Here is a 25865-nt window from a genome sequence, read left to right as displayed (position 1 = left end):
CGCCGGGCCGGGTTCTCAGGCGTCGCGGCGGGTGAGCAGGACGGCCGCGACCGCGAGCAGCGCGGCGGTGGTGGCGGTGAAGGCCAGGAAACCGGGCCACGGCGCGAGCTGCCCGGCGAGCCGGTCGACCTGCAGCAGCTGGAAGCCGGCGTGGCTGGGCCACCAGCGGCTGACCGCGCGGCCCACGTCACCGAACTGGGCGACCACCCCCGGCAGGATCATCACCCCCAGGATCAGGGTGGTGACGGTGGCCGCGCTGTGCCGCAGGATCGTGCCGACGGCCAGGGCGAACACGGCCAGGACGGCCAGGTACAGGCCGCTGCCGGTGACCGCGCGCAGCACTGAAGGATCGGTCAGCCCCACCCCGCTGGCGGGGGCGCCGATCATCGGCCGGGCGACCAGGAAGGCCAGCAGCCCGGTGACCGTGCCGGTGACCAGGGCGACCGCTGCCACGACGAGGGCCTTGGCGGTCAGCAGCAGCCCGCGGGACGGGACGGCGGCCAGGCTGCTGCGGATCAGGCCGGTGCCGTACTCGGCGGTGACCGCCATCGCGCCCAGGACACAGATCGCCAGCTGCCCGAAGACGATCCCCTCCGTCGCGACACCGACCACGTCGGCGGCGGTGACATCACCCGGGGCGGTGTAGGTGAGCAGGGACCGGCCGGAGATCACCGCCACCCCGACGACGGTGAGTACGGTGGCCAGCAGGCTCCAGCCGGTGGAGCGTACCGACCAGAGTTTGCTCCATTCCGAGGCCAGGACGTGGCGCATCATCGGGTGGCTCCGTTCGGTGCGGCGCCGCGGTAGCTCACCGCGTCGCGGGTCAGGTCCATGAAGGCGGTCTCCAGCGAGGCCCGCTGCGGGGACAGTTCGTGCAGGCGCAGGCCGGCGTCGGCGGCCAGGTCCCCGATGCGGTCGCAGCCGAGGCCGGTCACCGCCAGGGCGCCGTCGCCGAGCGGGTCCACGCTCGCGCCGGCGGTACGCAGCAGGGCCACGAGTGCGGTGACGGCCGGGGTGCGTACCAGCACCCGGTCCTGGTCGCGGACCAGGTCGGTCATCGTGGTGTCGGCTACCAGGCGGCCCTGCCCGACGACGATCAGGTGGTCGGCGGTGTCCTGCATCTCGCTCATCAGGTGGCTGGAGACGAACACGGTGCGGCCCTCGGCGGCCAGCGACCGCAGCAACGACCGGATCCAGCGGATCCCCTCCGGGTCCAGGCCGTTGACCGGTTCGTCGAGCATCAGCACCGGCGGGTCACCGAGCAGCGCCGCGGCGATGCCCAGGCGCTGGCGCATCCCCAGGGAGAAGCCCTTGACCCGCCGCCGGGCCACATCGGTCAGCCCGACGGTGTCCAGGACCTCGCCGACCCGCTGCCGGCCGATGCCGTTGCTCAGGGCCAGAGCGAGCAGATGGTGGTACGCCGTGCGGCCGCCGTGCACGGCGGCGGCGTCCAGCAGCGCGCCGACCAGCCGCAGGGGCTGCCGGTGCGCGGTGAACGGCCGGCCGCCGACGGTCGCCGAGCCCGCGTCGGGCCGGTCCAGGCCGAGAACGGCCCGCATCGTGGTGGATTTCCCCGCGCCGTTCGGGCCGAGGAAGCCGGTCACTCTGCCGGGCCGCACCGTGAACGACAGGTCATCCACCGCGATGGTCGTCGCATATCTCTTGGTCAGCCCGCGGACCTCGATGGTGTTGGATTCCATGCCGCCCAGCCTGGCAGCGGCGCCCCGGTGCGGGCATCGGTCCGCGGAGCGGTCTTGGGCGTCGGTCGCGGGGATGACACTGTGGCCGGCATCGTTCCCGGGGATGACGCCCGCGGGCCGATGGCGGCTTCTTGCGGGGTGGCTACCGTGGGCGCATGCCGCCGGAATCCCGCCCCCGCCTGCGTCCCGTTCACTGGGTGGCCGTCGACGTGGCCGTCGCCGTGCTGCTGGCCGTGGTGGACCTGCACGCGGTGCGCGGCGGGGTTCTCGGGTGGCTGACGGTGCTGGCGATGACGGTGCCGCTGGCGGCCCGCCGGATCTGGCCGGTGCCGGTCTTCGCCGTGGTGATGGTGTTCTCCGCGCTGGCACCGCAGTTCGAGGTGAGCCGGGACGCGCATCTGGTCCGGGCGCTGGCCCTCTACCCGGTCCTGCTGGTGGCGCCCCGCTGGATCGCGGCCGCCGCCGCGTCGGTGGCGTTGACCACCACGGTGTTGGCGAGTCTGGCGATGGCCGAGTTCCGGATGGCCGAGGCGGCCTGGTCGATGTTCAACGGGGTGCTCTTCCTGACCACCGCCGGCGCGATCGCGATCGCGGTCCGTCTGCAGCGCCGGTTCACCGACAGCCAGCGCCGCTATGTGGCCGCCCAGCGTGAGCAGGCCGCCGAGCGGGCGGTGACCGAGGAGCGGCTGCGGATCGCCCGGGAGCTGCACGACGTCCTGGCGCACGGGATGAGTGTGATCACCATCCAGGCGTCGGTGGCCCGGCACGTGTTCGAGCAGCGCCCGTGGGAGGCCCGGCGGGCCCTGGAGACCATCGAGGACAGCAGCCGCGGCAGCCTGGCCGAGTTGCGGCAGATGCTGACCGCGTTGCGGGCCGACCCGCTGCTGGATCCGGCGCCGACCCTGTCCGACCTGGAGGCGCTGGTGGCCCGGACGGCCGCGGCCGGGGTGCCGGTCGAGGTCCGTTCCCGCGGTGAGCAGCGCCCGTTGCCGGCCGGGATGGAGTTGTCGGTGTACCGGATCATTCAGGAGGCGTTGACCAACGTGGTCAAGCATGCCGGGCCGGCCCGGGCCGAGGTGCTGCTGTGGTATCAGCCGGAGTCGCTGACCGTCGAGGTCACCGACGACGGCGGCGGTTCGGTCGCGGATCGCCGGGATCGTGGTGGGGAGCCGGGGCACGGGCTGCTGGGCATGCGGGAACGGGTCGCGGTGTACGGTGGCCGGCTCGACGCCGGGCCGCTCCCGCCGCCGGGCCGGGGGTTCCGGGTCCACGCGCGACTGCCGTTGACGGCCCGGCGCGGGGAGGGAGACGCATGACGCGGGTGATGGTCGTCGACGATCAGGCTCTGGTACGGGTCAGTTTCAGCATTCTGATCGACGCGACACCGGGGCTGACCGTGGTCGGTGAGGCCGCCGACGGCATCGAGGCCGTCGACGTGTACGCCCGGGAGAAACCGGACGTGGTGCTGATGGACATCCGGATGCCCCGGCTCAACGGCATCGAGGCCACCCGCCGCATCGTCGCGGATCACCCCGATGCCCGGGTGCTGATGCTGACCACGTACGACCTGGACGAGTACGTGTATGCGGCGTTGCGGGCCGGGGCCAGTGGCTTCCTGCTCAAGGACGCCCCGCCGACCGATCTGCTGGCCGCGATCGACGTCCTCGCCGGTGGGGAGGCGATCCTGGCGCCGACGGTCACCCGCCGGCTGATCCGGGAGTTCGCCGACCGCCCGGAGCCGCGCCGTGCGTTGCCGCGGCAGTTGGACGGTGTCACCGACCGGGAGCGCGACGTGCTGCTGCTGGTCGCGCAGGGCCTGTCGAACACCGAGATCGCCGGGCGGCTGCACATCAGCACGGCCACCACGAAGACCCACGTCGCCCGGCTGCTGACCAAACTCGGTGCCCGCAACCGGATCAACCTGGTGATCGTCGCCTACGAGTCCGGTCTGGTCGAGGCCGGTTGAGGTCAGGACTGCTGGGTGGTCCACCAGCGGGCCAGGGCCGCGGTGGCCGGGTCCTCGGAGGTGGACAGGAAGGTCCAGGCGTCGGCGCCGGGCGGGATCTCGATGCCGGCGTGGGCCGCCAGTTCCTCCGGGGTGACCGCGTCGACCGGGGGGATGAACCCGCTGATGTCGGGGGCGCCCAGGGTGGCGGTGTCGACCCAGGGGAAACCGTCGACCGGTTCGGGGAGTTCGACGTCCAGCGCCGGCGGGAACAGGTCCTCGGTCACTGTACTCAGGGTGTCGGAGACGTCCGGGAGTTCGATGTCGCCGAGGTCGGGCAGGTGTGGCAGTTCGGGCAGATCCGGCAGGTCCAGGTCCGGGTGGTCCAGCGCGGGCAGCTCCGGGGTGACGTCGTCGTGGTGCGCGTCGTCCGGCAGGTCGTAGTCGAAGTCGTCGTGGTCCCAGTGGTCGGTCATCGGATTCCTTCGTCGAGGCGAGCGGCGGTCGAAGCGGCGGTGCGGTGGAACAGGACGGCGGTCATGACGGGTCCACGGGGGTGGGGGTCAGCGAGCGGGCCCGCATCAGGGCCTCGTCGGCCTGGCGCAGGCGCGTGGTGGCGGCGTCACGTTCGGCGGTGGCGGCGGCCCGGCGTTTGGCCCGGCCCGCGTTGTCTTCGGCGGCGGCCGCGTCGATCTCGGCGATCAGGGCGTCCAACTCGCGCAGCCGGCGTTCGATGGCGTCGTCCAGGGCCACCGCCAGGGAGTACTGCAGGTCGGTGAACCGGCCGCTGATCTCGTCGGTCAGGGCCGCGCGGGCTTCGGCCAGGACGTCACGCAGCCAGGTGTGGGCGTGCCTGCGGTCGGTGTGTACCCGCCGCCGGTAGATGACGTAGCCGCCGGCGGCCAGGCCGAGGCCGAGGCCGGCGAACGGGATCAGGAATCCGGCGCCGGCGACCGCGGACAGCCCGAGCATCGCGCCGCGGCCGGCGATCAGGGCGATACCGCCGGCGGACAGGGCGATCAGCAGGTTGTCGCCCGCGCCGTCGCGGGGTGGGCCGGCGGTCATGGTGTGCCGCAGGGTGGCGCTGACCAGGGCCGGGTCGAACGTGTCGGCGAGGACTTTCTCGGCGACGTCGCGGTAGGTGTCCTCCAGGGTGGCCGACATCTGCGCCGCGACCGCCTGCAGTTGGGTGTCCAGGTCGTCGGGCAGTGCGGTGAGGGCTTCGCCTCTGGCGGCGTCGATGCGGCGGGCGTAGTCGTGCTGGACCTCGGTGATCCGGGTCCGCAGGTGCCCGACGACGGCGACCCGGGCGTGCTGGATCTCGGTGTTGAGTTTCAGCGTCCACTGCCGGGACTCGGTGCGTTTGCGGGCGGCCAGCGCGGCGCGTTCGGCGCGGGTGGCGGCTTGCGCGGCCGGGTCCGCGGCGGTGGCCTGCACGCGTTGTTCGGCGTTGTCGCGTAGCCGGGTCAGGTCGCGGTGCGCGGCCCGCAGCACGTTGGCCAGGCGCAGTTGGTGGCCGCGGCCGGCGAGTTCGACCAGGGCGTGCTGCAGCGCCGGGATCTTGGATTCGCCTGCGAGGGCGTCGCGGGCGGCCGGGTCGGCGGTCAGGGCGATCTCGGCGAGACGGGCGGAGACCGGGAACCAGGGTGCGGCGGCGAACCTCGGTGCGTGGGCCTGCAGCAGGGACCGGTTGTCCTCGGCGATGGTCCGCCACTGCGGATACGCGTCGATCTTGGTGAGGGCGAAGACGACGGCGTCGACGCGTTCGGTGGCGGCGGCCAGGAAGTCCAGTTCCGGCTGGGACAGCGGGGCGGACGCGTCGGCGACGAACAGCAGGGCGGTGGCGCGGCGGACCGCGTCCAGGGCGATGGTGGCGTGCACCGGGTCCAGGCCGCCGGCGCCGGGGGTGTCCAGGAGGGTGAGGTACTGCAGCATCGGCGCCGGGTGGGTGACCTCGATCTTGCGGGTCTTCTGTTTGCCGCGGGCCCACTCCTGCAGGGAGTCGATCTCGATCTCTTCACCGCCGGGCAGCCACGCCCGGGCCGAGAACGCGGTGCCGGGCACAAAACTCAGGTAGGCCGCGGTGGTCACGGCCGCGTCGACAGGTGACAGGCCGGGCACCCCGAGCAGGGCGTTGACCAGGGAGCTCTTGCCGCGTTTGGTTTCGCCGACGACGACCACGCCGGGGCGGGTCAGGTGGGCGCGGCGCAGCTCGATCAGGTCGGCGGCCGCGTCCGGGTCGGCGGTACGCAGGTAGGAGACGATGTCGCGCACGGCCGTATCCAGAAGGGAGGTCAGGTCCTGCACTGGCGCACCTCCTGGGCGAGCAGCTGGTATCCGCGGTGGGCGACGTGGGCGAGCCGGGCCTGGGCCGGTCCGGCGCCGTCGACGGCGTACGCCCGCCAGCGTCCCGCGGCCCGCACCGCGGCGGTGGCCAGTTCCCCGGCGTCGGCTTCGGGCAGCCGCAGGATCCAGCGCGGATCGTCGGAGGTGGCCAGGCGGATCAGTTCCTGCTCCCACTCCGGCGGCAGCGGCACGGTGCCGGTGGCGGCACGCTGGGCGGCGTCCAAAAGCCGCAGCCGGTGGTAGGCCGGGTCACGCAGGGCCTCCTCCACGGCGTCGCGGATCACCGACCGGGACCGCTGGTCGAAGGAGGCCAGGCGTTCCAGCCGGGTCAGCGCCCAGCCGGCTTTGATGGCGTCGGAGCGCCAGCGGAAGGTCTGGTCGACGGTGGCGGTGAGCCGGTCCAGGCCCGACGCGGCGTTCAGCCGGCGCACCAGTTCACCGGTGCCCAGCCGTGGTTGGTCGGTCAGCAGGGCGCAGGCGTAGCCGATGCCGTACAGGTCGAGCCGGATCAGCAGGCGTTCGCGCTGGTCGGGGCCGATCGGTGCGGGCCGGGTGCGGAACAGGTCGGCCGACAGCAGCAGGATCTGCAGGTCCGCGGCGGGCAGCGCGGCCAGGGCGGCCAGGGCATCGCGGTCGGCGCCGGTGAGCCGTCCAGCGGTGGTGGTCTCGGCGATCAGCCCGGCGACCGGGACGACGTCACCGACCGTGCGCAGCAGCAGCCCGGCCTGCTGGCGGGCCAGGGGTTCGGCGACCGGCCACGGGTCGCCGGCGCCACCGACCAGGGTGTCGATCTTGCCGAGGACGCCGATGGCGTTGATCGGGCTGGTCGCCAGGCGGGCCGAGGCGGTGTGGAAGGCCTCCAGGGCGCGCACGTCGTCGGCACGCACGGCCTGGGTGAAGACGTAGACGACGGCTTCGGCGGCGGCGACCTCGTCGGCGGAGTCGTCGTCGATGCCGACGGCGGCTTCGGCGCGGGCGCTGCCGGCGGTGTCGGTGGACGCGAGACCCGGGGTGTCGACGACGGTCAGGTCACGCAGCCGGTCGGTGGTCAGGGCCACGTCGACGTACGCGATCCGGGTGGCGGGCACGCCGAGGCGGCCCGGGACCATGCCGTCCTCGTCAAGGGGCAGGCTGTGGCGTTCACCGTCACGGGTGACCACGTCGATGCGGTCGGCGGGCCCGTACCGGAACCGGGTGACCACCCGGGTGCACTCGCCGGCGGCGGTGGGGGCGACACGACGCCCGATCATGGCGTTGACTAGTGTCGACTTTCCGGCTTTCAAGCGGCCCGCGATCGCCACTCGTAACGGATCGTGAAGCCGGTTGCTGATCTGCCGGACCTGTTGACCAGCATCGGAGGAGACCCGGGTGACGATCTCGTGACACAGCGTCGCAATCCCGGTGGTGAGCTGACCGGTCACTGCGACTCGTCAGCGCAGCACACCGTCGGCGACAATGTGCGTATCGCGGCTGTCGTCGTCACGAAGGGACCTCTCGATCGCGCAAACAGTGGTTGTCGCACCACAGACTACGGACGCACCCGGCCCCGCCGGGATCCCGTGTTCGTGCCAGTGACGTCGTCAAGGGGGGAGCACAGGTGACGGACGAGCCAGAGGTGGCCGCCCGAACCGTGTTGCGCCAGGGGCCCGCCCTGGTCGTGCTCACCGGCCCGCCCGGTTGCGGTCGCTCCACCCTGCTGCGCCGCATCGCCGGCGCGGTTCCCGGCCCCGCCCACCTCGGCGGTGGCCTGGCCATGCTGTCCGAGGTCCCCGCCCTGGCCCTGTCGCGGGCGGTACGGGCCCGGCTGCCCGCCGACGACGTGCCGCTGCTGGCCGAGGCGGTGCGGTCCCGCGTACGCGGCGGCCTGCTGGTTCTGGACGATCTTCAGTATGCGGACCCGGCGACCGTCGCCGCCCTGCCGCACCTGGCCCGCTCGTGCCGGGTCCTGGTCGCGTTGCGGACCCCGCACCGGCTCGCCGAGCCTCTCGCCGCGGCGCTGCGGGAAGCGGCCACGGCCTGGCTGCCGGTGCCGCCGCTGACCGGTGACGAGGCCTCCGCCCTGGTCCGGCAGACCGCCGGCGGCCTCAGTGAACAGAGCGCCGCCGCGGTCGTCGCCCGGGCCGGCGGCAACCCCCTCGCCGTCATCGCCCTGGCCCGGCAGGCCGCCGCCGGCCGCGCCCCGGTCGGCGAGGACATCGACCAGGTGGCGTACGCGATCGCCACCGCCCTGGCCGACCTGCCCCGCCCGGCCCGCACCGCCCTGGCCGCGCTCGGGCTGCTCGGCCGGCCCGCCGACGCCGCCCTGCTCGGCACCGGCGCCGCCGACCTGCTCGCCGCCGGCCTGGTCACCGCCGAACCCGGCGGATCCCTCATCCCGGTGTCCGGTTACGTCGCCGAGACCGCCGCCGGCCTGCTCGATGCCGGCGCCCGCGCCGAGATGCACGCCCGCCTGGCCGACCTGACCCCACCCGCCGAAGCCGCCCGGCACCTGGCCGCCGCCGGTGACCCGGCCGGGGCGTACCGCAAGGCCCTGTCCGCCGCCGACCACACCGCCGGCGCGCAGCGGTCCGCGCTGCTGCTGTTCGCCTGCGGCCTGGACACCCCGGTCGACCCGCGGGTGCGCCTGGCCGCCGCCGACGCCGCCCTGGCCACCGGCCGCGCCCCGGACGCCGCCGACGTCCTGCGGCCCCTCGCGACGGGCATCGTCCCCGGCCCCGCACCCGACCCCCTGGCCCTGGAAGCGGCGGTGCTGCGCGGTGAGGCCCTGCTGCAGGCCGGGGAACCCGCCGCGGCCCGCGACGCGGTCCGCCCGGTCCCGGACACCGCCGCGACCGCCGTGGTGTCGGCCCGTGACCGGGTGGTGCTGCTGGCCACCCTGGCCGCCGAACCGATGGCCGCCCGGGAACTCGCCGACAAGATCGCGGTGCGGTACCCGTCGCCGCCACCCGGGATCGTCGCCGCCCTCGCCGCGGTCCGCGCCACCCACCGGCTGCCCGGCTGGGACACCGGCCTCGCCCAGGCGGCCGGGTTCGCCGACCCGCTGATCGCCCGCTGGGCGTCGTGGCTGCTGGTCGAACACCTCGCGGCCGAGGGCCGCCTGGTGGAGGCGGCCGGTGCGGCGTTGCGGGCGGCCGAGGCCGCCGGACAACAATTGGCGTACGGGTGGCAGACCCGTTTCCTGGCCGCCGCCGACTGGGCCCTGGCCCTGCACGGCCCCGGCTTCCCCGAACAGCTGTCCTGGGACGGTGTCGAAGGCGTCCTGCGGCGGGCGGCGAACCTCACCGACCTGGCCCTGCCCGCCCAGGCCCGGGCCTACGCGACCGCGGCGACCGCCCTGATCGAAGCCGACACCGGGCTGCTCGCCGCCGCCCGGGCCCGGCTGGAGACCGCCCCGTCACATCCGGCGTCCGCATGGGTGGCCCGCGAGGCCGCCTGGCTCGACGGCCAACCCGACCGGGCCGCCCGCATCCCCGCCGACTCCGGTCAGGGCCTGCTCGCCGGACTCCACGCGATCACCGCCCGGTGGGCCGCCTACGACCTGGGCGAACCGGGCAGCCCACAGATCCCGGTCGACCTGCCCGTCCCGGCCCGCCGCACCCTGACCGCGTGGGCGGTCGGCTCCGGCCTGGACGCCGCCGCCGACAGCTGGCAGCCGGTGGCCCTGCGCGAACAGATCCGCTGCCTGATCGCGGCCGGGCTGACCGGCGCCGACCGCGACACCGCCGTCGCGGCGCTGCTGCGGGCCGAGGAACTCGCCGACACCGCCGGGCTGACCGTGCTGGCCGGGCGGGCCCGCCGCGGGCTGCGCCGGCACCAGATCCAGCGCGACACCCGCAGCCCCCGCTCCGACGGGCGCCTGACCCGCCGCGAACTGGACGTGCTGCGCCTGGTCGCGGCCGGGGAACCGACCCGCCGCATCGCCGGGCAGCTGGGGATCTCCGCCGAGACCGTGGACACCCACATCCGGGCCAGCATGCGCAAACTCGCCGCCCGAACCCGTACCGAAGCCGCCGCACTGGCCTTCGCCGTCACCACGGCCGGGGCTGAACCCTTCGAACCCAGCGAGGATGGCCGGTGATACGACAGCCCGAGGACGCTCCACGCCACGTAGTCGCCACTACCGCCGAAGCAGACACCGTTCTGCGCCGGCTGGCCCGCGAGGGATGGACCGCCCGGGCCGGTTTCGCCCTGCCCGACCCGGCCTGGGACGTCGGCGCCGCCCACCTGGTCCTGCACGGCCGCATCGGTGACGACGACACCGAGTCCGCGCAGCTGGCCGTGCTGGCAGCGGCCCGCGGCGCCGGAGTGGTGGCCGTCTGCGACACCGAATCAGCCGCCGGGCGGGCCCTGATCGACGACCTGTCCCGGCTGGGCCCGGTCAACCGCGGTGTCGACGGCTCCGACGTGATCGCCAACCTGATCCCCGAACAACGGGCCCTGCTGGACCGGCTGGCCGCCGGTGACACCATCGCCGCGGCGGCCGCCGCCGAGTTCCTGTCCCTGCGCACCGCCAACCGCCGGATCGCCGAGGCCCGGGCCCTGTTCGGGGTCCGGACCACCCGCGAGGCGGTCCTGGCCTACCTGCGGCAACGCCAGCGCTCGCCCGAATAGGACAGCCGTGGCGACAGCGCCCAAGATCAAACGCGATAGGGTGCGCGGCCATGGGTTCCGACGCGGAGATCTACGTCTTCGACTACCGGCGTTACCGTGGCGAGGTCGTACCGGCGCTGCTGGATCTGCTGCGCGGTGGTGAGCCGGGCGGTTACCTGACCGCGTTCGTGCGTGACACCGTCACCGGCCACCGCCTGGATTTCGGATCCCGCTGGCCGGAGATCTCCGGGCGGCTGCGCGGCGAACCGGCCCGCTGGTGCCGGCTGCTCGGCGACGATCTGCGGTTCTCCGGCGTGCACCGGGCCGGGCGGGACCTGATCTGCCCGGACGGTGCGCTCTGCGCCCTGCACCGCGACCCCGACGGCCTGGAGAACCTGAACGTCCTGTTCGAAGCCCTCGTCTGCAGCCGCTGCCTGGACCGGCCGCAGTTCATCGGCCGCGGTTTCGACCCGTACGACTACTGGCCCCTGCTGGACGCCTTCGGGGTACCCGCCGGTGACCGGGTGCGCCGGCTGCTGTCGATGCTGTGCAGCCGCGGCGCGATCCTGGGCTATCCGGCCGGCGCCACCGAAGGGGTGCACGGCTGGCTCACCGAACCGGAGACCGCGGAACTCGCGCACCGGCTGTCGGCGCTGCCGCTGCCGCAGTTCGAGGCGACCTATCCGGCGATGCGTGACCTGCACTACGCCAGCCTGATCCGGACCGCCCGGGCGCGCCTGGGCGAATACGACGACGGTCCGGGATGGACCGAGCTGAGCCTGTCGTTCGTGCGGACCGTCGCGACGGTGGCCGCCGCCGAGGGCCGGGCCGTGCTGTGGGGCAACGACGTCGGCTACGACCACTGGATCGACCACTTCCTGGACTGATGCGTACGATCATCGGCTGAATCGCCGAACGGGAGAAAACTTTTCATGGGGTACGGGGCGATGGTGTTCGCGGTCGATCTGGACCGGCTGCGCGCCGAGATCGGCTGCGAGCAGCACGGCCGGTTCCTGGACAACACCGGCTGGATGCCCGTGCCGGTGGACTTCAGCGCCCGTGTCGACGAGTACCTGACCGGACATGATCTGCTGGCGGACGGGTTCACCGTCACCGGCCTGCTGTTCGGCGGGGCGCCGGTGCCGCTGCCGCCGATCGACGACTTCCCCGGCATCGGCTACCGCGAGTACGGCACCCTGACCGAGGCGGCGGCGAAGCTGGCCGAGGCGGGACTGCTGGACATGCCGGCCGACATGGGGAGCGCGGTCTACGAGGTGTTCCAGTGGCTGGCCCAGGCCGACGACCGGAAGCTGTCCGTCGTCGGGTTCTTCCACTGAACCGGTGGGATCCGACGCGGAGCTGTACGTCTTCGACTACCACCGTTATCGCACCGAGGTCGTTGCGGCGCTGGTGGATCTGCTGCGTACCGGGGAGCCCGGCGACTATCTGACCGGGTTCCTGCGGGCGGCCGAGCCACGGTTCGACCAGCTGCGGGACCGGATCGTGGCCGGGCTAGGTGTGCAGCCGGCCGACCTGGCCCGGCACTGCACGTACCTCGGTGCGGATCTGCGGTATCTGCACGGCGAACCCCGTGTCGACCAGCGCAACACGCTGACGTGTGTGTCGGCGTCCTGCCCGGAACGGGACAGGTGTGTGCTGCACCGGCAGCGCAACGCGGTGGAGCATCTGAACGTGCTGTACGAGGCCCTGGTGTGGCGGCGCTGCCTGGACCGGCCGCGGTTCGTGGGCCGCACCTTCATCCCGTTCACCTACGACCCGCTGCTCGACGATCTCGGCGTGCCGGCCGGTGACCGGTTGGGGCGGCTGCTGGCGGCGCTCGGCACCCGGGGTGCGGTGTTCGGGTACACGTTCGGCACCACCGAGGGGGTGCACGGCTGGCTGACCGGCGACGAGACCGCCGAGCTGGCGTCGTTGCTGGACGCGCTGCCGCTGCCGCGGTTCGCGCCGACGTACGAGAAGATGGACGAGTTGCACACCGTCAGCCGGCAGGGCGGCGGGCCGCCCTGGTTGGGGTTGAGCCTGGCGTTCGTGCGGACCGTCGCGACGATCGCCGCCGCCGAAGGCAGAGCCGTGCTGTGGGGCAACGACGTCGGCCTGGACGACTGGGTCGGTTACCTGCTGGACTGAAGCAGCCCGGCGGTCATCGCGGTCAGCCCGGCCGTGTAGGTGTCCTGGGCGGCCAGTTGCGGCCACCGCTGTCCCACGGCGGCCAGGGCCGGGGTGCGTGCGGCGTCGAACCCGAACTCGCCGGGCGGTGGGCGGCGTTCGTGGGAGCGGACCCGGACCAGGATCTCGCCGACGGTGTAGTACCAGATGCCGCGGAACACGTGCACCGCCTGGTCGGGGCTCAGGCCGGCGTCGACGGCCGCCGCGACGATGGTCTCGACGAGCTGGACGGCGTTGCTGTCGAGCAGGCCGAGGAAACCGTCGGTGGCCAGGACGTCCACGGCCCAGGGCCAGTCGGCCAGCACGTCGTGCATGACGGTGGCGGCGGCCACGATCCGTGCGGCCGGTTCGGCGGGCAGCTCCGGCACGGTGACGGCGGCGGCCGCCTCGTTGAGCAGCAGGAGCAGCAGGTCGCCCTTGTCGCGGACGTGGTGGTAGAGGGTGGTCGGGCCGATGCCGAGTTCGGCGGCCAGCCGGCGCACGGTGAGCCGGTCCCAGCCGTCGGTGTCGATGAGGCGGCGGGCGGCGGCCAGGATCTGCGGGCGGGAGGTCACCGGGGGGCGTCCGGTGCGGCCGGGAGTCGGGGGCACCGGTCCATCTTGATGGCACGTTGCGGGGCTGTGCGCGGGGGCCCGCCGATGCTACTTTCCGAACATGTTCCGAAAGTCGGGTCTTCTGCTGTCCACCATCGCTCTCGCCCAGTTCCTGGTGTCGCTGGACCTCTCCGTCGTGAACGTCGGACTCCCCGCCATCGCCGCCGGCCTCGGCTTCACCGCACCCGGGGTGACCTGGGTGATCCACGCCTACGCCCTCACCTTCGGCGGCCTGCTGCTGCTCGGCGGGGCCGCCGCCGACCGCTACGGGCGCCGCACCCTGCTGATCGGCGGGCTGACCGTGTTCGCCGTCGCGTCGCTGGCCGGCGGCCTCGCCCAGCAGCCCGCCCACCTGATCGCCGCCCGCGCCGCCCAGGGCATCGGCGCCGCGGCCCTGGCACCGGCCGCGCTCGCCCTGCTCAGCGCCGGATTCCCGGCCGGCCGGGCCCGGGTCCGCGCGTTCGGGGTATGGGCCGCCGTCAACGCCGCCGGCGGCGCGCTCGGCGTCCTGATCGGCGGCGCGCTCACCGAGTGGGCGGGCTGGCGCTGGGTGATGTTCGTCAGCGTCCCGATGGCCCTGGCCGCCCTCGCCCCAGGCCTGGTCCTGCCCGCCGACCGGCCGGTCACCGCCGGGCGCCCCGACGTGCCCGGGGCGCTGCTCGGTACGGCCGGGATGACGTTGCTGGTCCTCGGGATCGTGCGGACCCACCCGTACACGATGATCGTGGCCCTGGGTTTGTTGATCCTCTTCGTGCTGGTGCAACGGCGCACGACACACCCGCTGCTGCGGCCCGGGCTCCTGGCGAACCGGTCGGTGGCCGGGGCGAACCTGTTCAACCTGCTCGCCGGGGCCGGCATGGCGTCGTCGTTCTACTTCGCGTCGCTGTACCTGCAGCACGTCCTCGGGCACGGCCCGGCCCGGACCGGGCTGATGTTCCTGCCGTTCGCCCTCGGGGTGGTGGCCGGCGCGGTCGCCGCGATCCGCCTGGGTTACCGGCTGCCGGCGCGCACCCTGCTGATCGGCGGCGGGCTGCTCACCGCGGCCGGGTTCGCCCTGTTCGGCCGGATCACCCCCGACGGCACCTACCTCGGCGGGGTCCTGTTGCCGTCGATCGTCACCGCCATCGGCTTCGGACTGTGCCTGGGCCCGGTCGCGTCCACCGCCACCACCGGGGTCGCCGCACCCGAGGCCGGCACCGCGTCGAGCCTGCTGAACAGCTCCCGCCAGCTCGGCGCCACCCTGGGCCTGGCCGTCCTCGGCACGATCGCCGGTGCCGACCACGGCCTCGGGCTGACCCTGTGCGGCGCCCTGCTGCTCGCCGGAGTGCTGCTGGCGGCCTTGGTGCTGCCCCGCCGGACCGCCCCGGTCACGGTCGGATGACGGCCTGCCAGGTGTCGCGGATCCGCTGCGCGCCGTACCGGTTCGGTTCGACGACACCGCAGAACCACAGGTCCCGCGACGCCGGGGTGGGGCTGGACTGCGCCGGGTCACCGGCGGTGACACCGTGACCGTGGAACGCGGCGTGCACGTCGGCGACCGGCGCGCCGTGCCGCCCGGCCACCGTGGTCAGCGCCTGGTTGAGAGTGCGGATCCAGTGCGGGCCGCGCGGCCACGGCCCCAGCCCCGAGCCGGGGACGACGCCGGTGCCGTCGCTGGGGTCGTAGACGGTGGTCACCACGATCCGGCCGGTCAGCCGGCGCAGCCGGGCCAGGACCCCGTCGGCCTGTGCTTCGACGCGGGCGATCACCGCCGGGGCGGCGATGTCGTCACCGTAGGCGGAGAGGAGGTCGTTGCCGCCCATCGTGACGGTCGCCAGGTCCGCCGCGACCGTCAGTTGCGGCAGCTGCCGGTTCAGGACGTCGGCGGTGACCGCGCCGTCGCGGGCCAGCACCAGCAGGTCCCACCCGCTCTTGTGTCCGCTCTCGTGTTCGTTGAGGTCCCGGTGCAGCAGGCTCGCCGCGCCACGGCCCGGGCCACCCGCGTAGTCGTCGATCGACATGGAGTCGCCGAGAGCGACGTACAGGCTGTTCATAACGGTCGATGGTGGCCGGTCGGCCGTGCGCCGGGCCACCGATTTTCGGTAGGGTGACGCCCATGGGTTGCTTCGCCGCCATGCAGATCCGCGCCGCCGTCTGACCGCGGCGCCACTTCCCGACAGCGGTCCTGCCGTCATCGGCGGGCCTGCTGTTTCGCGGCGGCCCCGCGCCAGGTGTACCGCTTCCTGCCGGCAGCCTCTCTTCCTCGGGCTGCCGGACCGCCCTGGTGTGATCCGGAGAGCAGACCCATGTCGCCACAACACCCACTCGAAGATCAACTTCCCTTTGCCGGTACGCCGCCCCAGCTCCTGCTGATGGTCGGCCTCCCCGGAGCCGGCAAGACCACCCGCGCCGAAGAGTTGGCCACCGAGCACCGCGCGTTACGGCTGACCCCCGACGAGTGGATGCTCCCCCTGTTCGGCGAGCTGGACGTCCCCGGCAAACGTGACGCCCTGGAAGGCCGGCTCATCACCCTGGCCCTGGAAGCACTGCACCTGGGCACCCCCGTCGTCCTCGACTTCGGTCTCTGGAGCCGCGACGAACGCTCGGCCCTGCGCTGGCTCGCGTCGACGACCGGCGCCGGCTGCCGGGTGGTCTATCTGCCCGTCACGCCTGATGTTCAACGCGCCCGCATCGCCCACCGCCAGGCAACGGCCCCGCACACGACGGTCCCGATGACCGAGGCCGACCTCATCTCGTGGCGCCGCCAGTTCCAGCCACCCGACCGCGCCGAACTCGCCGGCGACGCCATCCCGGCCCCACCGCCGGGCTGGCCGGGCTGGCCGGAGTGGGCCGCGGACCGGTGGCCCTCACTGCTGAACGCTGCCGTGGCGCGGTGATCGGCCTTCGGATCCGGCCCGGATACTGCGGGGACCACCTGTTCGGCTCGGTGTCGTCCACCGGCGAGGCAGTCCCGGCCCGGGAACGGATACCAGGGGGCTCGTCGAGATACTGACTCGATGCGGGACGAGTGGATTCATGTCGGGCGGCTGTGGACCAACGGTGAACAGTTCCTCGCCATCGACAGTGCCGGCCGGGGCGACTGGCGGGGAGACAGCGACGAGGAGTTCGATCGCACTCTGGAGTTGACGCCGCGGGAGACCGGGCTCGTGGTCGGCACGCGGACGGCGGTTCTGGTCGGCGGGGACGGTGTCGTGCGGGACGACAGCTGGATCGAGGTTTTCCGGAGTGAGTCCGGCGTGCTGGCGTTCGTGCAGGCCGGCGGGCCGGACTACCGGATGGCGCTGGCGGCGGCGTTGGCCTGTCCCGATGAGGACGACCTCGACGGTGCCGTGGTCGGTGTCGACAGCAGCGAACTGGCCGTCTTCACCGCGGCGGCCGACGGCGACGGGGAGTTCGCGAATCCGTTCGAGCGGGCGCGGCCCGGCCCGGTCCCGGCGGAGCACGGGCCGCCGCCGCGGGGCGCCGGCCCGGGGTTGCTGATCAGCACTGAGGGTGTGGCGGCCTACCGGCTGAAGGTCCGCTGGTTCACCGAACTCGACGATGAGAGCCGCTTCGCGCGGTGGCTGCTCATTCCGTTGGCAGCCGGTCACTGACCGCCCCCGCCCGGCGGCGGTTGCCGGGCAGGTGGACGACTCCGCCGCGGCAACGTGCACCGCGACCGGGGCTGGGGTCAGACGTAGTGGGCGATCAGTGCTGTGGTCAGCCACAGCAGGGCGGCGGCGACGGTGGTTGCGGCGGCGGTCAGCAGCAGGGCCGGCCAGTGCGGCCACAGGCGGTGGCGGGTGGCCAGCCAGGCCAGGATCAGCATCGGGACGATGAGGCCGATCATGTCGGTGGGCCACAGTGGGCCGTAGAACTCGCGGGCTCCGGACTGGAACAGTTCCATCAGTTCGGCGGGTGGGTTGCGCAGCAGGTGGTAGCCGGATTCGGAGGCCAGCAGCCCGCACGCGGCGCCCGCTGCCATCGCCGCTGGTGGGCCGCAGCGGTGGCGGACGGTGTGGGCCAGGATGCCGAGCAGGGCGCCGGCGGCCAGTGATCCGGCCAGCCATACGCCGGTCATGACGGCGATGTGGGTCAGGCCGTACCGGTCGGCGGAGCTGCCGTCCTGCAGGGTGCCTCCGGACCAGCGGCGGCTGATCAGCACGATCATCAGGTAGTAGGTGACGGTGGCGGTGGCCAGCAGGACGGTGGCGTTCCGCATCGCCTGCCGCCGGGTGCCGGTGGTGCGGGCGATCAGGAAGGCGGCCAGTCCCCAGGTCAGGCCGCTGCTGGTGACGGCGGACAGCATCATCGCGGTCCAGAAGTCCAGGCCGAGGTCGATGTCGTCGCCGGCGTAGGCCAGCAGTGCGAGGAGGATCCCGGCGAGGACCGGTCGGATCGGCGTCACGGCCGCATTCTGCCGCCCATGGTCAACACCGTTCCGCCCGCAGGCGACGGCATCGCCGTCGTGGAGGAAGCGAGCCGGCGACGGTGCGGGATCACGGTGACGGTCGCATCCGCCCCCGGCGGTCGCGGGGCGGCCGGGACGGGCCGCCTGCCTCGCGGGGCCGCCACGGGAGCGTGGTCAACTCGTACTTCAAAAGGGTTTCTGGCAGAGGAACACCCGTTCGCGGGCCGGCCGGTCCGGTGCCTGGCGGACGTCGACGATCTGGAAGCCGCTGGCGGCCAGGGTGTCGTCGAGTTCGTTGCGGTCGCGGAAACGCAGGGTGGAGTCGGAGGTCAGGGTGTCGCCGCCGGGGAACGTCCACGTGTAGCGGAACGACACCAGCGGCAGGTGGACGCCGGTGAGCCGGCGGCGGCGTTCGACCGGGCCGACGCCGGGGACGTCGCGGGTGTGTGCCTCGGTGCCGGTGGCCCATTCGTCCCAGACCCGGTATTCGGGGCGGCGGGTTTCGAACACCAGGTGGCCGCCGGGCCGCAGCCGGGTGTGGATGTCGCGCAGGATGGTGTGCCACTGGTCGTCGGTGGTGAACACGTCGGCGACGTTGGCGGTCATCACGGCCAGGTCGAACGGGCCGTCGGGCAGTGTGTCGGTCCAGGTGACCCGGTCGGCGCCGGGTTTGCCGCGGGCCACGTCCAGCGACGCCTGTGCGGGGTCGTAGCCGGTGACGGTGTGACCGGTTGCGGTCAGGCGCAGGGCCAGGCAGCCGGTGCCGCAGCCGACGTCGAGGATCTCGGCGGCCTCCAGTTCGGCGACTATCTCCTGGTAGGCGTCGAGGTCGTGGCGTTCGCCGTCGAAGGTGTCGTAGACGGCGGCCAGTCGCGGGTGGGCGAAGATCGGATCGGGCACGGCTTCGACCCTACGCCTCCCGGCACACATTCATGTTTGCCGCTACGCTCCTGCGGGTGACCCGTTTTCTGCTGGTGCCCGGCCGCGGGGTGCCGTTCGGCAATCATTGGTCGCGGCAGTGGGCGCGCCGGCGCGGGTTCACGTGGGCGCCGGAGCCGCCGGGCACGCCTGTGATGTTCGCCGACCGGGTGGCCGCGTTACAGAGCGTGCTGGTGTCGTCGGAGGAGCCGGCGGTGCTGGTGGCGCACAGTGCGGGGTGTCTGACGGTGGCGCACTGGGCGCGGGAGCATGCCGGTCCGGTGGTGGCGGCACTGTTGGTGACGCCGCCGTTGGTCGAGGACGCGCCGCGGGAGCGGTTGCCGTTCCGCTCGTTGCTCGTTGTTTCCCGCGACGACCCGCAATGTTCATTCGAGGACGGGGTGGCTTACGCCACAGCGTGGGGTGGCGAGGTGATCGACGCCGGTCCGGTGGGTCATCTGGACTCGTCGTCGGGTTTCGGGCCGTGGCCCGACGGCGAGAAACTCCTCGCCCGGCTGGCCGCGGAATGACACGACGCCCGCCCCGATCATCGGGACGGGCGCCGTGTTTCAAGCCAGCTATTTGTGGTCGATGGTGCCGGTCGCGAGCAGGACCAGCAGCAGCGAGCCGAGGGCGAGCCGGTAGAAGATGAACACGCTGTAGGAGTGCTTGGACACGAACTTCAACAGCCAGGTCACCGAGGCGTACGCCACCACGAAGCTGACCACGGTCGCGACGATCGTGTTGGTCCAGCCGACACCGGTGGAGATCCGGTCGTACTCCTGCACGCCCTGCAGGATCGACGCGCCGGTCAGGGCCGGGATGGACAGGAAGAACGACAGTTTCGTGACGGTGACCCGGTCCAGGTCGCGCAGCAGGCCGGCGGACATGGTGGCGCCGGAGCGGGACACGCCGGGGATCAGGGCCAGACACTGGACGGTGCCGATGATCAGCGTGTCCTTCCAGGTGACGTCGTCCTGTTTACGGACCTGGGTGGCGGCGTGGTCGGCGAACGCCATCACCCCGGACCAGATGATCAGGGCGCCGGCGACGAACCAGAGGCTGCGCAGGGTGCCTTCGACGGCGTCCTTGAACAGCAGGGCGGCGATCACGATCGGGATGGAGCCGAGCAGGGCGCCCCACCCGAACCGGAAGTCCGGGTTGTCGCGTTGTTGCTTGTCGAACAGGCCCCGGAAGAACGCCGGGACGACGCGGGCGATGTCCTTGCGCAGGAACAGGATGGTGGCCAGCACCGCACCGGACTGGATGATCACCGTGAAGGCGGTGATGTCCGGGTCGTCGATGGTGTGGCCGAACAGTTTCTCCAGGATCGTCAGGTGCCCGGTGGAGGACACCGGGAGGAATTCGGTGATGCCCTCGACGGCGCCGAGGATCACCGCCTCGACGATACTCATTTCGGTAGCCAAAGTGTGTTCTTCCCGCCCGCGATTGGTCGTGACCGGGTTCAGAGCATAGGGGTTTTCCTCACGCGCTGTTGCGGCGGGCACGGGCCGCGGCGATCGTGTACGCGGGGTCACGGTCGAGGTTGTGGCGGTCACGGTCGTAGCGCCGGGTGGTGCGGGGGTCGGCGTGTCCCATGGCGTCCTGGACGTCTTCGAGGGGAACCCCTTCGGCGCGGGCGGTGGTGGCGAACGCGTGCCGTAACGAGTGCGGGGACAGCCGGTCGGCTTCGGTGATGCCGGCGGTCGCGGCGAGGCGGCGGATGAGCCGGAAGACGGCGTGCCGGTCGACGCGGCCGCCGGTGGAGGTCCGGAACAACGGGCCGGGTGCCAGGCCGCGTTCGGTCAGCCACGCATCCAGCACGGCCGCGGTGCTGGGGGTGAGGGCGCGGCGGCGGGCTTTGCCGCCTTTGGCGATGAACCGGACGGTGCGGTGCCCGCGTTCGGTGCCCATGTCGGTCAGGTCGAGGCCGACCAGTTCACTGACGCGCAGCCCGAGGTCGGCCAGCAGGGTGAGCATGGCGTGACTGCGGGGCCCGGCCGCGGCGGCGGCGTGCAGGAGGTCGTCGACTTCGGTGGGGGTCAGGCCGAGGGTGGCGGAGTGGTCGCGGTCGACGTAGGGCCGGTCGGCGCCGCCGACCGGGTTGGTGGTGACGGCCTGGAGTTTGACCAGGAAGTCGTACCAGCTGGACACTCCGGACAGTTTGCGGGCCACGGTCGCCGGGGCCAGACGCAGTTCCAATTGCCGGGCGTACGCGTTGACGTCCAGGAACGTGGCCCGCAGCGGTTCCAGGCCGCGGCCGTCGCACCAGCTCAGCCAGGTGGTGACGTCGCGGCGGTAGGCGGTGCGGGTGTGTTCGGACAGTCGCCGGTTGGCCAGCCAGGCTTCGGTGAACTGGTGTGCCGTGCCGGGTAGCGCGGGTGTCCAGGACTGGTGGGGTTGCAGCGACATGCCGGTCAGTGTGTCAGTTCTCGATCACGTGTCCGCCGGTGACATGCCAGTGCCGGGTGTGCCCGATCGCGTCGGCGAAGTACCTGTCGTGCGACACCACGAGCAGGGTGCCCCGGTAGCGGCGCAGGGCTTCTTCGATGACGTCGAGGGCGGCGAAGTCGAGGTGGTTGGTGGGTTCGTCGAGCAGCAGGATCCGGGCGGGGCTGTTGACCAGGACGGCGAGCAGCAGCCGCCGTAACTCCCCGGAGGACAGGTCCTTCACCGGGCTGTCCCACTGGTCGTCGTCGAACTGGTGGCCGTGCAGGAGTTTCTCGGCGTCGTCGGCGTAGACGGGCACGCGGGCGCGGAAGAAGTCCATCACGGTGGTGGCGTCGCGCAGCCCGTCGTCGGTCTGCGGGAGCACGGCCACCTCGTCGCTGTGGCCGGCGGCGATGGCGCGCAGCAGGCTGGTCTTGCCGGCGCCGTTACGGCCGGTGATGAGGATCCGGTCGCCGCGGGTGATGTCCAGGTCGATGTCACGCAGCAGGTCCCGCACGGACAGGCCGCGGATCTTGAGGACGTCGTCGCCGGTGTCAGCCGGGAACGCCAGGGTCAGCGGCGGCCGGGTGCGGGGCCGGGCGATCCACGCGACCGACGCCATCTGCCGGCGCAGCCGCCGTTCCCGCACCTTCGCCTTGCGGGCCACGAGACGGGCGACGCGGCGCAGGTGCGGGGCGGCGGCGCTGGAGCGGTCGGCGTTCTCCACGCCCATGGCGTAGCCCTTGGTCCGTTCGATGTCGGCTTCCCATCGGCGCCGGTCCTTCTCCTGGGCCTCGTAGTCGAGCAGCAGTTTCTCCCAGCGGCGCTGTTTGACGTCGCGGTAGGCGGTGTAGCCGCCGCCGGGGTAGTCGTGGGGTTGTTCGTCGATGCCGTCGAGTTCGACGATGCGGGTGACGGTCTCGTCGAGGAACGCCCGGTCGTGGCTGACGGCGAGGACTCCCCCGTCGTAGTCGCGCAGCCACTGCCGTAGCCAGGCGGCGCCCTCACCGTCGAGGTGGTTGGTGGGCTCGTCCAGCAGCAGCAGGTCGGGGGTGTCCAGCAGGGCGCGGGCGAGCAGCAGCCGGGCCTGCTCGCCGCCGCTGATGCATGCCAGGGTGAGCTGGTCGTCGAGGTGGTCGATGTCCAGGCGCTGGCGGATCTCGGTGAGGCGGGTCTCGGCGGTCCAGCCCTGCAGGGTGGTCCAGCGGTCCTGGACCGTCGCGTACTCGTCGAGGACGTCCTCGGTCTCCAGGCGTTTCTCCAGCTCCCGCATGCGGGTGAGGACCGTGGCGAGTTCGCCGAGGCCGCTGGTCAGGTAGGCGCCGACGGTGCCGGACGGGTCGGGCATGCGCTGCGGCACGTAGCCGATGCGGGCCTCGGTGGTCACCACCCCGAAGGTGGGGTGCAGTTCACCGGCGAGGATGCGCAGCAGGGTGGTCTTGCCGGCGCCGTTGGGGCCGACGACGCCGATCCGGTCGCCGGGGCGCAGGGTCAGGTCGAGGCCGGTGAACAGCGGGTCGCCGTCGTGGGCGTGGCCGAGGCCGGTGGCTTTGAGGTGGGGCAAGACGGACTCCTGGTGCTCAGAGGGTGGGGGCGACACGGGGGTGTGTCTCTCAGAGCACCGGAACTCCTCACGTCGGGTGACTTCCACTCTGCTCCCCCGCCGTCGCCGGCCGCAACCACAATTCACCACTCGGTTGACGATATATAACGACTCTCTTAATGTGGGGGGATGTCGACCTCCGATTGGCCACCGGCCGATCCTGTTCTCGAGCGCGCCTACCGGCGGCTGCTGCACGCCTATCCACGGTCCTACCGGCGCCGGCACGGCGCCGAGATCGTCACCACCCTGCTGGAGATGACCGAGCCGGGCCGCCGCCGCCCGGCGCTGTCCGACTGCTGGTTCCTGGTCGCCGCCGGGCTGCGCCAGCGGTTCCGGCTGCCGTCCCGGCGCCCCCTGGCCTGGGTCGCGGCGGTTCTCGCGCTGCTGGCCGGCGGTGCGCTCGGCGCGGCCGGCGCGTCGTGGGCGGCCGAGCAGACGTTCACCGCGCTGCCCGCCGCCGAGCAGGGCCGCGAGGTCCTGACCCGGGTCACCGGCATCCCGGCCCGCCTGCAGATGGACGTCACCTCCGGCCCGCCGCTGACCGGCCGCTACCTGTGGGGGTCCGCCGACGTGAAACACGCCGCGTGGGATCCGGCCGGCGCCCGCGACCGGCTGACCGCCGACGGCTGGCAGGTCGGCCCGTCCCGGGCCACCGACCAGGTCGACGTCCCGATCCCCGGCCCGGAGACCGGTTTCGAGGCCACCCGCGACGGTCTGCTGCTCAGCGTGCACGGCGAGTCCGACACGGTGTTCGCCGAGATCCACGTCGCCGACAACGGCCTGCTGCGCCCCGCGGTGGTCCTCGGCCTGCTGGCCGGTGCGCTCGGCGGCTGGCTGATCGCCGCCGCGGTGGCCCGCCGCCGGTCCCGGCAGGCCGCGGTCGCCGCCGTGGCCACCTTCACGGTGCTGTTCGCGCCGGTCTGGTCGCTGTACGACAACACGGTCACCGTGCTGCGCGGCCTGCCCGGCCCGGATCTGCTGACCGTGCACAGTGTGCTGCGGCCGTCGCACTACTGGCCGGCCGGCCCCGACTGGATGTCCGGGCTGTGGCCGGCCACCGCGTGGACCAACGTCGGCCTGGTCACCGTGGGTCTGCTGCTGGCCGGCGTTACGATCGGCCTGTCGCGGGCCCGGCCGGGCCCGGCGGCGCCGGTGCGGGAGGTGGCGCTCTGATGCAGGAGCCGACGTTTCTGATCCTGACCGCCCTCGCGGCCCGGCCGCTGCACGGTTACGGCATCATCCAGGCCGTCGACGGGCTGTCCGACGGTGAGGTGCGGATGCGGCCCGGCACCCTCTACGGCGCTCTGGACCGGCTCACCGACCAGAACCTGATCGAGGTCGAGCGTGAGGAGGCGGTCGAGGGCCGGCTACGGCGCTACTACCGGCTCACCGACGGCGGCGCCGAAGTCCTGTCCACCGAGGTCGAACGGCTGCGCCGCCGCGCGGCCACCGCCGAGGCCCAGCTGCGTGACCGCGGCAGGGTGGTTCCGGGCCTGGCCTGACCCAAAACTTTCGCGTGCCACGCATCTCTGCGTGGCACGCGGTTTTTGTTGGCGTGGGGTGCAGGACCGGGCTCCGCGAACGCCGAGGCCGAACTGGCCGCCGCGGTCGCCGAACGCACCGGCACCGACCTGACCACCGACATGTACCCGCGGCTCGTCGCGGCCGCCGCCGGCACAGCCATGCAGCACTACCTCGACGGCGGCGACCCCACCCCGATCGAACAGCTGATCACCGAGGCCTTCACCCAGATCACCCCGGGCCCGCCCCCACCCTGACCTGCGACTCTCATCCCCTATTTTTCCGCCTGATCGCCGGCGGCCACGGCCACTCCACCGACGCCCTGCGCGAAGCCACCGGCTGGGACGACGTGGCCGACACCACCGAAGCCGCCATCTTCGACCGCTACCTGCGCGAACACCACGGCGTCCACGCCGATCTGCTGGAACACGCGTCGACGAACCGCGGCAACAACGTCAGCAACACCCTGGCCCTGCTCACCGCCCACAACATCACCCACGACCGGATCCTGATCATCCAGGACGCGTCGATGCAGCGGCGCATGGACGCCGGGTTCCGGCTCCTCGCCCCACAGATCCGTGTGGTCAACTTCGCCGCCCACCGCACCCACCTCCACCAGACAAGTAGCGGGGAGCTGGGGTTCCGGTCGCCACCGGCCGGCATGTGGCCGGTGCACCAGTACGTGTCGCTGCTGATGGGCGAGATCCCCCGCCTGACCGACGACCCCGGCGGCTACGGCCCGGCCGGAAAACAGTTCATCGCCCACGTCGACGTCCCGGAGCCGGTGACCCGGGCACACCGGGACCTGCTGTCAGCCGGGTACCTGTCCCGGACGGTCCAGGTGCACGACCAGCGGCCGATGGTCGGAGACCCCAGCACGCGGGGCACGGACCTGCACGACCCGGCCCAGTGACCGCATCCCGTGCGGATCGGCCAGCACATGATCGAGCTGGGTCTTCGGCAACGGGCTGGGGAACGTCGCCGTCCGGGCCAGGGGCTGCCAGCCGGTGAACGCCCGGACCGGCCCGGCGGGCATGTTCAGGTCACCGAGCAGGATCCGCGGCCCCGGCAGCGCCCGCAACGCCCGGACCGCGGCCCGCAACTGCCGCACGTTCCAACCCGGAACGAACGACAGATGCGTCGTCGCGACCGACAACGGCCCGTGCGGGGTGTCCAGAACCGCGGCCAGCAGCACCCGCGGCTCGTCCCGCAACAGCATGATCTTGCCGCCGGGCACGATCACCGGGGACCGGACCGGCGCGCCGGGCAGCTGGGTGATCAGCCAGCGTTGCACCGGGAACCGGCTGACCAGGGCGATACCGTACTGCGGATGGGTGATGTCGGCGGCCGCATGCCACGGCTGCCACACATCACCGGGAGTACCGACAACCGCCGCAGCGAACCGGTGCGTCGTCGCGCCGAGCGCGTCGGCGGCCAGGGCGGTGAGGTCCAGCAGCCCCGAACGGGGCTGCGCACGGTCGACCTCCTGCAGCCCCAGGACGTCGGCGTCGAGGTCGGTGACAGCGGCATGGATCCGGTCGGCGTGTACGGTGCCGTCGGACAGTGATCTGCCGTGCAGCAGATTGAAGGTGGCCAGGCGCACCAGCCGACCCTAGCCAACGGAAGGTATGGGATGTTCATC

General features: G+C 72.8%; 28 protein-coding genes. 15 read left to right on the top strand and 13 right to left on the bottom strand.

The features are described 5' to 3' along the window. Nucleotides 1-15 precede the first annotated feature (15 nt). Nucleotides 16-774 carry an ABC transporter permease subunit gene (locus Aco03nite_RS39005; protein ID WP_203805566.1) on the bottom strand — a complete coding sequence of 253 codons (759 nt, stop codon included), beginning with the start codon at nt 772-774 and terminating at the stop codon, nt 16-18. Further along, nucleotides 771-1700 (bottom strand): ABC transporter ATP-binding protein, encoded by a 930-nt coding sequence (locus tag Aco03nite_RS39000; RefSeq protein ID WP_203805564.1) that lies wholly within the window; start codon nt 1698-1700, stop codon nt 771-773. The genes Aco03nite_RS39005 and Aco03nite_RS39000 overlap by 4 nt, the downstream gene beginning before the upstream one ends. A 155-nt stretch (nt 1701-1855) precedes the next feature. On the opposite strand from Aco03nite_RS39000, the gene Aco03nite_RS38995 reads away from it, so the two are divergent. Both Aco03nite_RS38995 and Aco03nite_RS38990 read left to right on the top strand, forming a co-directional pair. After that, complete coding sequence (locus Aco03nite_RS38995) at nt 1856-3016, top strand: sensor histidine kinase (RefSeq protein WP_203805562.1); 1161 nt, start codon at nt 1856-1858, stop codon at nt 3014-3016. After that, on the top strand, nt 3013-3666 hold the full coding sequence (locus Aco03nite_RS38990) for a response regulator (RefSeq protein WP_203805559.1): 654 nt from the start codon (nt 3013-3015) through the stop codon (nt 3664-3666). Before Aco03nite_RS38995 ends, Aco03nite_RS38990 begins: the two co-directional genes overlap by 4 nt. A 2-nt stretch (nt 3667-3668) precedes the next feature. On the opposite strand, the gene Aco03nite_RS38985 is transcribed toward Aco03nite_RS38990, so the two are convergent. The 3 genes from Aco03nite_RS38985 to Aco03nite_RS38975 all read right to left on the bottom strand — a co-directional run bounded on the left by Aco03nite_RS38985 (nt 3669) and on the right by Aco03nite_RS38975 (nt 7412). Next, nucleotides 3669-4121, bottom strand: a complete 453-nt coding sequence (locus tag Aco03nite_RS38985) for a hypothetical protein (protein ID WP_203805557.1) — start codon at nt 4119-4121, stop codon at nt 3669-3671. A 61-nt stretch (nt 4122-4182) separates the two neighbouring features. Next, nucleotides 4183-5952 carry a dynamin family protein gene (locus Aco03nite_RS38980; protein ID WP_203805555.1) on the bottom strand — a complete coding sequence of 590 codons (1770 nt, stop codon included), beginning with the start codon at nt 5950-5952 and terminating at the stop codon, nt 4183-4185. Beyond that, entirely contained in the window at nt 5940-7412 is a 1473-nt protein-coding gene (locus Aco03nite_RS38975) for a dynamin family protein (protein WP_203805553.1), read from the bottom strand. Before Aco03nite_RS38975 ends, Aco03nite_RS38980 begins: the two co-directional genes overlap by 13 nt. Nucleotides 7413-7588: 176 nt before the next feature. On the opposite strand from Aco03nite_RS38975, the gene Aco03nite_RS38970 reads away from it, so the two are divergent. Genes Aco03nite_RS38970 through Aco03nite_RS38950 form a run of 5 tightly spaced genes read left to right on the top strand, consistent with a single transcriptional unit; the run spans nt 7589 to nt 12729 of the window. Then, entirely contained in the window at nt 7589-10069 is a 2481-nt protein-coding gene (locus Aco03nite_RS38970) for a LuxR C-terminal-related transcriptional regulator (RefSeq protein WP_203805551.1), read from the top strand. Beyond that, nucleotides 10066-10602 (top strand): LuxR family transcriptional regulator, encoded by a 537-nt coding sequence (locus tag Aco03nite_RS38965; RefSeq protein ID WP_239145799.1) that lies wholly within the window; start codon nt 10066-10068, stop codon nt 10600-10602. Before Aco03nite_RS38970 ends, Aco03nite_RS38965 begins: the two co-directional genes overlap by 4 nt. A 50-nt stretch (nt 10603-10652) precedes the next feature. Further along, complete coding sequence (locus Aco03nite_RS38960; RefSeq protein WP_203805549.1) at nt 10653-11468, top strand: hypothetical protein; 816 nt, start codon at nt 10653-10655, stop codon at nt 11466-11468. 45 nt (nt 11469-11513) lie between these two features. Continuing rightward, a complete protein-coding gene (locus tag Aco03nite_RS38955; RefSeq protein ID WP_203805547.1) occupies nt 11514-11918 on the top strand; it encodes a DUF7691 family protein in 405 nt (134 codons plus the stop codon). Nucleotides 11919-11922: 4 nt separating this feature from the next. Beyond that, complete coding sequence (locus tag Aco03nite_RS38950; RefSeq protein ID WP_203805545.1) at nt 11923-12729, top strand: hypothetical protein; 807 nt, start codon at nt 11923-11925, stop codon at nt 12727-12729. On the opposite strand, the gene Aco03nite_RS38945 is transcribed toward Aco03nite_RS38950, so the two are convergent. Continuing rightward, nucleotides 12714-13358 (bottom strand): TetR/AcrR family transcriptional regulator, encoded by a 645-nt coding sequence (locus tag Aco03nite_RS38945; protein ID WP_203805543.1) that lies wholly within the window; start codon nt 13356-13358, stop codon nt 12714-12716. The two genes, Aco03nite_RS38950 and Aco03nite_RS38945, sit on opposite strands and share 16 nt — an antisense overlap. Before the next feature lie 64 nt (nt 13359-13422). Between Aco03nite_RS38945 and Aco03nite_RS38940 the strand changes: the two genes are divergently transcribed. Next, the gene (locus tag Aco03nite_RS38940; protein ID WP_203805542.1) at nt 13423-14742 is read left to right on the top strand and encodes an MFS transporter; all 1320 of its coding nucleotides are present in this window, start codon (nt 13423-13425) and stop codon (nt 14740-14742) included. Here the strand turns inward: Aco03nite_RS38940 and Aco03nite_RS38935 are convergent. Beyond that, the gene (locus tag Aco03nite_RS38935) at nt 14729-15394 is read right to left on the bottom strand and encodes a GDSL-type esterase/lipase family protein (RefSeq protein WP_203805540.1); all 666 of its coding nucleotides are present in this window, start codon (nt 15392-15394) and stop codon (nt 14729-14731) included. The genes Aco03nite_RS38940 and Aco03nite_RS38935 overlap by 14 nt on opposite strands. A 252-nt stretch (nt 15395-15646) precedes the next feature. Here Aco03nite_RS38935 and Aco03nite_RS38930 point away from each other — a divergent pair, with 252 nt between their 5' ends. Together Aco03nite_RS38930 and Aco03nite_RS38925 are read left to right on the top strand one after the other, a co-directional pair. Continuing rightward, nucleotides 15647-16237: a P-loop nucleotide/nucleoside kinase family protein gene (locus Aco03nite_RS38930; RefSeq protein WP_239145798.1), complete on the top strand. Its 591-nt coding sequence runs from the start codon at nt 15647-15649 to the stop codon at nt 16235-16237. Between the two features lie 120 nt (nt 16238-16357). Next, nucleotides 16358-16954 (top strand): hypothetical protein, encoded by a 597-nt coding sequence (locus Aco03nite_RS38925; RefSeq protein WP_203805538.1) that lies wholly within the window; start codon nt 16358-16360, stop codon nt 16952-16954. 77 nt (nt 16955-17031) lie between these two features. Here Aco03nite_RS38925 and Aco03nite_RS38920 read toward each other — a convergent pair whose 3' ends face one another. Both Aco03nite_RS38920 and Aco03nite_RS38915 read right to left on the bottom strand, forming a co-directional pair. Beyond that, nucleotides 17032-17748, bottom strand: coding sequence for a hypothetical protein (locus Aco03nite_RS38920; RefSeq protein WP_203805536.1), 717 nt, complete (start codon nt 17746-17748; stop codon nt 17032-17034). 189 nt (nt 17749-17937) lie between these two features. Next, nucleotides 17938-18651 (bottom strand): class I SAM-dependent DNA methyltransferase, encoded by a 714-nt coding sequence (locus Aco03nite_RS38915; protein WP_203805533.1) that lies wholly within the window; start codon nt 18649-18651, stop codon nt 17938-17940. A 56-nt stretch (nt 18652-18707) separates the two neighbouring features. Here Aco03nite_RS38915 and Aco03nite_RS38910 point away from each other — a divergent pair, with 56 nt between their 5' ends. Further along, on the top strand, nt 18708-19199 hold the full coding sequence (locus tag Aco03nite_RS38910; protein ID WP_203805531.1) for an RBBP9/YdeN family alpha/beta hydrolase: 492 nt from the start codon (nt 18708-18710) through the stop codon (nt 19197-19199). A gap of 48 nt (nt 19200-19247) precedes the next feature. Here the strand turns inward: Aco03nite_RS38910 and Aco03nite_RS38905 are convergent, their stop codons facing one another. From Aco03nite_RS38905 to Aco03nite_RS38895, 3 genes are all read right to left on the bottom strand, one after another. Continuing rightward, nucleotides 19248-20084, bottom strand: a complete 837-nt coding sequence (locus tag Aco03nite_RS38905; protein ID WP_203805529.1) for an undecaprenyl-diphosphate phosphatase — start codon at nt 20082-20084, stop codon at nt 19248-19250. Between the two features lie 70 nt (nt 20085-20154). After that, entirely contained in the window at nt 20155-21081 is a 927-nt protein-coding gene (locus Aco03nite_RS38900) for a tyrosine-type recombinase/integrase (RefSeq protein WP_203805527.1), read from the bottom strand. A gap of 13 nt (nt 21082-21094) precedes the next feature. Next, nucleotides 21095-22663, bottom strand: a complete 1569-nt coding sequence (locus tag Aco03nite_RS38895) for an ABC-F family ATP-binding cassette domain-containing protein (RefSeq protein ID WP_203805525.1) — start codon at nt 22661-22663, stop codon at nt 21095-21097. A gap of 168 nt (nt 22664-22831) precedes the next feature. Between Aco03nite_RS38895 and Aco03nite_RS38890 the strand changes: the two genes are divergently transcribed. The 4 genes from Aco03nite_RS38890 to Aco03nite_RS38875 all read left to right on the top strand — a co-directional run bounded on the left by Aco03nite_RS38890 (nt 22832) and on the right by Aco03nite_RS38875 (nt 25136). Then, entirely contained in the window at nt 22832-23875 is a 1044-nt protein-coding gene (locus tag Aco03nite_RS38890; RefSeq protein WP_203805523.1) for a hypothetical protein, read from the top strand. Beyond that, a complete protein-coding gene (locus Aco03nite_RS38885) occupies nt 23875-24204 on the top strand; it encodes a PadR family transcriptional regulator (RefSeq protein WP_203805521.1) in 330 nt (109 codons plus the stop codon). Before Aco03nite_RS38890 ends, Aco03nite_RS38885 begins: the two co-directional genes overlap by 1 nt. A gap of 48 nt (nt 24205-24252) precedes the next feature. After that, complete coding sequence (locus tag Aco03nite_RS38880) at nt 24253-24480, top strand: acyl-CoA-like ligand-binding transcription factor (protein WP_239145797.1); 228 nt, start codon at nt 24253-24255, stop codon at nt 24478-24480. Between the two features lie 92 nt (nt 24481-24572). Then, nucleotides 24573-25136, top strand: coding sequence for a YdcF family protein (locus tag Aco03nite_RS38875; RefSeq protein WP_239145796.1), 564 nt, complete (start codon nt 24573-24575; stop codon nt 25134-25136). Here the strand turns inward: Aco03nite_RS38875 and Aco03nite_RS38870 are convergent. Further along, nucleotides 25035-25826 (bottom strand): endonuclease/exonuclease/phosphatase family protein, encoded by a 792-nt coding sequence (locus Aco03nite_RS38870; protein ID WP_203805519.1) that lies wholly within the window; start codon nt 25824-25826, stop codon nt 25035-25037. The genes Aco03nite_RS38875 and Aco03nite_RS38870 overlap by 102 nt on opposite strands. Nucleotides 25827-25865 lie beyond the last annotated feature (39 nt).

The organism is Actinoplanes couchii (assembly GCF_016862075.1).
GTDB classification, from domain to species: Bacteria; Actinomycetota; Actinomycetes; order Mycobacteriales; family Micromonosporaceae; genus Actinoplanes; species Actinoplanes couchii.
This window is presented reverse-complemented; position numbering and strand designations above follow the sequence as displayed.